Here is a 5,532-nt window from a genome sequence, read left to right on the forward strand (position 1 = left end):
CCGCCCGCCCGCTCTCCGCTGAGCTGTTGGCGCTGGTCGACCTTATCACCCCCAACCAGACCGAGGCCGAGCTGTTGACCGGCGTGAAAGTCACCGACGAAGCGAGTGCCCACGAGGCGGCCGCCCGCTTCCACCAGATGGGCATTGCGGATGTGATGATCACCCTGGGGTCGCAGGGGGTCTATTGCAGCAACGCACAGCAGCAACAGCTGATCCCGGGCTTTCGGGTCAAGGCGGTGGATACCACTGCCGCGGGCGATACCTTCAACGGCGCCCTGCTGGCGGCGGAACTGGCCGGAGCCGATTTCCACAGCGCGGTGCGCTTTGCCCACGGGGCGGCGGCACTCTCCGTCACCCGCTTCGGCGCCCAGAGCTCCATCCCGAGCAAGCAGGAGGTCGACACCTTCCTGCTTGAGCAGACTGCACAGGGGCACTGATGGCCAATATCAAGGAGGTGGCGGCGAGGGCCCAGGTCTCCACCACCACCGTCTCCCATGTCATCAACGAGACCCGTTTTGTGGCCGAGGAGACCCGCGAGCGGGTCTTTGCGGCCATGCGTGAGCTCAACTATGCCCCGAGTCTGGTGGCCCGCAGCCTCAAGGTGAAGGAGACCAACAGTATCGGCATGCTGGTCACCACCTCAAGCAACCCCTTCTTTGCCGAGGTGGTGCGCGGGGTGGAGCGCTACTGCTTCGAGCAGGGCTACAACCTGATGCTGGGTAACACCGAAGGTCAGGCGGAAACCGCTCTCTCCTACCTCAAGATGATGCTGCGCAAGCGGGTCGATGGCCTGCTGATCATGTGTAGCGAAGGACAGCAAGAGGTGTTCAATCAGCTCGACTGGCTCAAGAGCCTGCCGGTGGTGGTGATGGATTGGGGGCTAGTCAGTGAGGATGTTGACCTTATCGCTGACAACTCCTTCCATGGCGGTTATCTGGCGACCCGCCATCTGATTGAGCTGGGCCATACCGCCATCGGTTGCATCACAGGCCCCCACAGCCGCGCCCCCGCCAACCAGCGCCAGGCTGGCTTTGAGCAGGCGTTGCAGGAGGCGGGTCTCATCGTCAATCAGGAGTGGATCCAGGAGGGGGACTTTGACTGCGCCAGCGGCCATCAGGCGATGACCCGTCTGCTGGCATTGCCCGAGCGTCCCACCGCCCTCTTTGTCTGCAACGACATGATGGCGATGGGGGCCATCAGTGCCGCTCATCAGGCGGGGCTGGTGATCCCGCGCGACCTCTCCATTGTCGGCTACGACAATGTGGCGCTGGCTGAATTTATGTCGCCGCCACTCACTACCGTCAACCAGCCCAAAGAGGAGCTGGGGCGCCTCGCCGTCACCCGCCTGTTGGCGCGGATCAACGGTGAAGCGGTGGAGAACCACCTGATCACCGTCGACCCGGACCTGGTGATCAGGCAATCCTGCGCCCCTCGCCCCTGACGTTCAGGGGCAATAAACGAAACAAGGCGACCCCGAGGTCGCCTTGTTTCATTTTGTCTCTTGCCGGTGCAATACCGCTTTTTGCCCCCAGGCCAGCGACCGGGTCTCCCTGGCCGCCAGCACTTGCAGTGGCACCAGCCCCAATCGTCGGGCCAGAGGTTGCAGCAACTCGCCATCTTCATCACCCTGCGGCAGCCAGTAGCGGACAGGCCAGCCGGCTGCCAGCTGCGCCGAGGTGGTACTGCCAATCTCTCTGAGCGCCAGAGTGCAACCCTGTTGCCGCAATCCCGCCAGCAAGGCACTATCCTGCTGCAGCATCGGCACCAGCAACACCAGCGGCGTACGGGAAGCCTCCGGCAGATAGGCCAGTAGATGAGTCAGCTGGGCCTGGTTGTCGAGCGGGACCAGCAGTGCCCGACCATCGGCATACTGCGCCTCGTGCGCTTGCAGCACACGGGCCAACACGGGCCCCAGCACACCGCACTCCTGCAGCCAGCGCATGTGGCAAGGCACTCCCTGCTCACGCCACTCAAGCGCCAATTGCCACATCTCGTTGCCCTGTCCGTCCGTCAGCGCCTGCAATGCTACTCGCAGCGGTGCAGGCTCGCGCCCCGCCAGCCACTCTCGCAGCTGATGAAGCTGCTGTTGACTCAACTGCAACTGTTGCAGCATGGCAGGCTCAAACCAGCTGATCGCCCCCTCCTGGCTACGCTTGGCTTGGTTAAGGGCCAGGATGGCCTGATCCAGCAGCCGGGCGGCATCCTGTTGCTGCGCCTTGGCAACCCCGAGCCGACAGGCCAGATCGAAGCTGCACTCCCGGGTCACGAACTCGAAATGGAGCAGATCCACCAGCTCATGAATGGCGGTTTCCAGCGCATCATCCGCCTTGGTCAGCACCACGGCAAATTCATCTCCGCCGAGCCGGTAAGCGTGGCTGCCATGGGCCTGCTGCAGCTTGTTGGCCACCATCTGCAACAGCCGATCACCGACCTGATAACCCAGCAGATCATTGACCTGCTTGAAGCGCTTGAGATCGAGCACCACCAAAGCGCTCACATCATCGGCATGCAGAGCGCGAGAGAGCTGCTCCTGCAGGGCACGGCGGTTGCCAAGCTGGGTCAGGGGATCGAGCAGGGCAAGCCGACGGTTCGCCAGATTGGCGCGAATGAGGGCAGCGACCAGAGCGCCACCGGTCAGTAGCAGGATCAGTTGCCACATCTGCAGCCAGAACAGGCTGTTGCGGATTTGGCTGACCGAATGCTCCCGCTCCTGGCCGGAGAGGATCTGATCCCCTATCTGTTCGATGAGACGGGTCTGGCTGGCGATCGCCTCCTGCAAGCGGGCAAGCTCAGCCCCCTCGCGCAGCGCACCGGCCTCCATCTGGGGTTCGAGCTGCTTGATCTGCTCGAACAGGGTGGCCAGCACTTTGCCGAGCCCGTACCGCTGGCGCATCTCGGCGGTCTCACTGCTGATGAGGAAGATATCGAGCCGGTTCCACAGCAGATCGTAATCGAGGCTCAGGGTCTCCATCGACAGTCTGCCAGCCCGATAGAGCTGCAGGTCGTAGAGAAAACGCTGGGATTCGAGCATCACCTGGCTGATGTTCCAGTGGACATTGCGGTAGAAAGTATCGACCAGCTGCTCCTGCCGATACTGCAGATAGAGGCTGCTGCCCGACGAGAGCAGAAACAGCAGCGACACCGCAACCAACAGCAGATTTTGGCGGGATAGCCCCATCAATCGACGATCTCGATGCGGGTCACCTGCCACACCATGCAGTTGTGAATGGCAGGGACGTCCAGCTTGGGATAGGTGGTGAACGGGATGAGCAGCCAAAGCGGCCCCTTGTTGCGCCGGGTCAGCGGTTTGCCGTCCTCCTGACGCACCAGGGTCAGCGGCACGCCGTCGAACAGGGCCAGATCCACCACCTGCTGATAGCCGTTGAGGGCCGAGACGGCGATCTTGCGAGCATCCGGGATCCCTTGCGCCGCCAGCACGGCTGACAGGGTCGGCCCGCGATAGTAGTGGGCGCCCTGAGTCCAGGGGGTAGTCGTGGTGAATTCGGTCTGTGGCAAGGCGGAGAGGGCCGCCTCATCGAGGGTCACCTGCTGGCCATCTGGCAGTACCAGGGTCATCAGGGGGATGGAGGCCGATGCGCTGGCACTGGCCAGCATCAGGAGAAAAAAAGCGATCCATTGCTTTACTGCGGTCATGGTAATTTGCGCCAACTGCGTCCCATTTTTTAAATGGTTGCCAGTGTGGCGATTTCACCGAACCATTGCAACTGTCCCGTCGCACAGTAGCTCAGGGACCACGCATCTCCATCCAGTTGTGCCCCTCGACTTGCCTCGGTTGATGAATGCCGCACGCCTCCAGCAACTCATCGACATAGGCGGGCACCAGCAGGGAGGCTGGGCCATAGCGTTTTTCGTCAAACTGGCTACCTACCTCGCTCGGTTCGAGATTGAGCTCGATGGTGTGCGCCCCGTTCAATCCCGCTTCATGGACAAACCCAGCGGCAGGATAGACTGCGCCCGAGGTGCCGATGGAGATAAAGAGATCGCACTGGGCCAACGCACTATAGATGCGATCCAGCCCGAGCGGCATTTCGCCAAACCAGACCACATGGGGACGCATCGGCTGAGGGAACTGGCAACAGGAGCAGAGCTCGTCCTGATGGAGATCACCGCGCCACTCGATCACCTGACCGGACTCGGGGCAGCGGGCCTTGAGCAGCTCCCCGTGCATATGGATAAGGTTCTTGCTACCCGCGCTCTCGTGCAGATTGTCGATGTTCTGGGTGACCAGGGTGACCGTGCCGGGCAGCAGCCGCTCGAGACGGGCCAACGCATAGTGGGCCGGATTGGGATGAACCTGGGGCTGTTGCAGCTGTTTGCGGCGGGAGTTGTAAAAGCGCAGCACCAGTTCGGGATCCCGGGCATACCCCTCGGGGGTCGCCACGTCCTCGACCTTGTGCTCTTCCCACAAACCGTCGCAGGCACGAAAAGTCTTGATGCCGGATTCGGCAGAGATCCCCGCGCCGGTCAGGATCACGATATGTTTATATGACTGCGCCATAAGCTGCTCCGTCTATCCCCGCACAATAAATGTGACCTTAGCACAGGGAAAAAAGTGTCACTATTCGCCCTTGGTCTTAAGCGGCGCCGCTGGCGGTGCGGGCAACCAGGCATCCAGTACCGACAGATCCAGCCTGACAAAGACCATCTCCCGCCCGGTCACCAGGGTCAGCGGCAAGCCAAGGCGCTTGAGCAGGGTCAGCATGGGCCGGTTCTGGGCCAACACTTCCGCCGTCCACTCCCGGATCCCGTCCGCCCTGGCCAGCAGTGCCAGCGCCAGCAGAATGCGCCGCCCCGCCCCCTTGTGCTGAAAGTGATCCGCCACGATGCAGGAGAACTCCGCCCGATCGGGATGAAGGCGGCGGCGGATTGATTGCGCCTGAGCCAGCGGCTCACCGGCAAGATCGGTCAGCAACAGCGAGATCTGTTGTTCGGGATGGTAATTGAGAAATTGGGCCACCTGTTCCGGTGGCGGTGTCCGTTTCGGACGCATAAAGCGCAGATAGATGCTCTCTTCACTCAATGCATCGTAAGCCGCAAGCATGCGGGCAGGCGCCACACCATGCAGCTCGCGCAGCAGGCAAGGCACCCCGAAGACCTCCATAGCCAGTGGCAGCGCGGCCCGGGAAACCGGATGGGGCCAGCCCTCCAGTCCTTTGCCAAGGCGCTCCCGGTGCATGGGCCAGCAGAGGTAGCGCGGCATGGCTTACCAGCGCCCCGTCATACCGCGCTCTCGCCACACCTCGACGTCGAGCAGGTTGTAAGGATCATCCAGATAGACGGCGATCCCCAGCTCCCGAACCCGGGCCATAAAGCGTCCCAGCAGGGAGTCACAGGTCAAGGACTCCATCTCCGGCAAGATCCCCTGCCCCAGCAGCAAGGCTTGCAGCGGCAAACGTTCCAGCAGATCGAATGGCAGATGCTGGCTGTTATCGAGCAGCAGCGCCAGCTTGCTCCCTGCCAGACTGGCTTGCAGCACCAGTGCGAAGCGATCGGCATTGCCGAGCAGGTGGT

Annotated in this window: 6 protein-coding genes and 1 pseudogene; 2 read left to right on the forward strand and 5 right to left on the reverse strand. The window is 62.3% G+C overall.

All coding sequences use genetic code 11. From position 1 onward, the window contains the following. Both BN1139_RS14960 and BN1139_RS14965 read left to right on the forward strand, forming a co-directional pair. Positions 1-437 (forward strand): PfkB family carbohydrate kinase (locus tag BN1139_RS14960; RefSeq protein WP_041980675.1); only part of this gene is annotated, 437 nt, incomplete at its 5' end. Continuing rightward, positions 437-1,441, forward strand: a complete 1,005-nt coding sequence (locus tag BN1139_RS14965; protein ID WP_005351949.1) for a substrate-binding domain-containing protein — start codon at positions 437-439, stop codon at positions 1,439-1,441. The genes BN1139_RS14960 and BN1139_RS14965, both read left to right, overlap by 1 nt. Positions 1,442-1,489: 48 nt before the next feature. Here the strand turns inward: BN1139_RS14965 and BN1139_RS14970 are convergent, their stop codons facing one another. The 5 genes and pseudogenes from BN1139_RS14970 to BN1139_RS14990 form a co-directional block, all read right to left on the reverse strand. Continuing rightward, positions 1,490-3,178 carry a GGDEF domain-containing protein gene (locus BN1139_RS14970; RefSeq protein ID WP_005351953.1) on the reverse strand — a complete coding sequence of 563 codons (1,689 nt, stop codon included), beginning with the start codon at positions 3,176-3,178 and terminating at the stop codon, positions 1,490-1,492. Continuing rightward, positions 3,178-3,654, reverse strand: coding sequence for a putative pterin-binding protein (locus BN1139_RS14975; RefSeq protein WP_005351954.1), 477 nt, complete (start codon positions 3,652-3,654; stop codon positions 3,178-3,180). Before BN1139_RS14975 ends, BN1139_RS14970 begins: the two co-directional genes overlap by 1 nt. A gap of 91 nt (positions 3,655-3,745) precedes the next feature. Further along, entirely contained in the window at positions 3,746-4,519 is a 774-nt protein-coding gene (gene cobB, locus BN1139_RS14980; protein WP_005351956.1) for a Sir2 family NAD+-dependent deacetylase, read from the reverse strand. Between the two features lie 60 nt (positions 4,520-4,579). Then, positions 4,580-5,221: a GNAT family N-acetyltransferase gene (locus BN1139_RS14985; RefSeq protein ID WP_005351957.1), complete on the reverse strand. Its 642-nt coding sequence runs from the start codon at positions 5,219-5,221 to the stop codon at positions 4,580-4,582. A gap of 3 nt (positions 5,222-5,224) precedes the next feature. Then, positions 5,225-5,532, reverse strand: a pseudogene (locus tag BN1139_RS14990) (response regulator); the annotation flags it as partial.

The organism is Aeromonas veronii bv. veronii, from assembly GCF_000820225.1.
GTDB classification, from domain to species: domain Bacteria; phylum Pseudomonadota; class Gammaproteobacteria; order Enterobacterales; family Aeromonadaceae; genus Aeromonas; species Aeromonas veronii.

Bases quoted from the DNA above. Each gene is read 5' to 3' on its own strand.
- BN1139_RS14985 (WP_005351957.1), bottom strand. From the start codon at position 5,221: ATGCCGCGCTACCTCTGCTGGCCCATGCACCGGGAGCGCCTTGGCAAA.
- BN1139_RS14965 (WP_005351949.1), top strand. From the start codon at position 437: ATGGCCAATATCAAGGAGGTGGCGGCGAGGGCCCAGGTCTCCACCACC.
- BN1139_RS14975 (WP_005351954.1), bottom strand. From the start codon at position 3,654: ATGACCGCAGTAAAGCAATGGATCGCTTTTTTTCTCCTGATGCTGGCC.
- BN1139_RS14970 (WP_005351953.1), bottom strand. From the start codon at position 3,178: ATGGGGCTATCCCGCCAAAATCTGCTGTTGGTTGCGGTGTCGCTGCTG.
- cobB (WP_005351956.1), bottom strand. From the start codon at position 4,519: ATGGCGCAGTCATATAAACATATCGTGATCCTGACCGGCGCGGGGATC.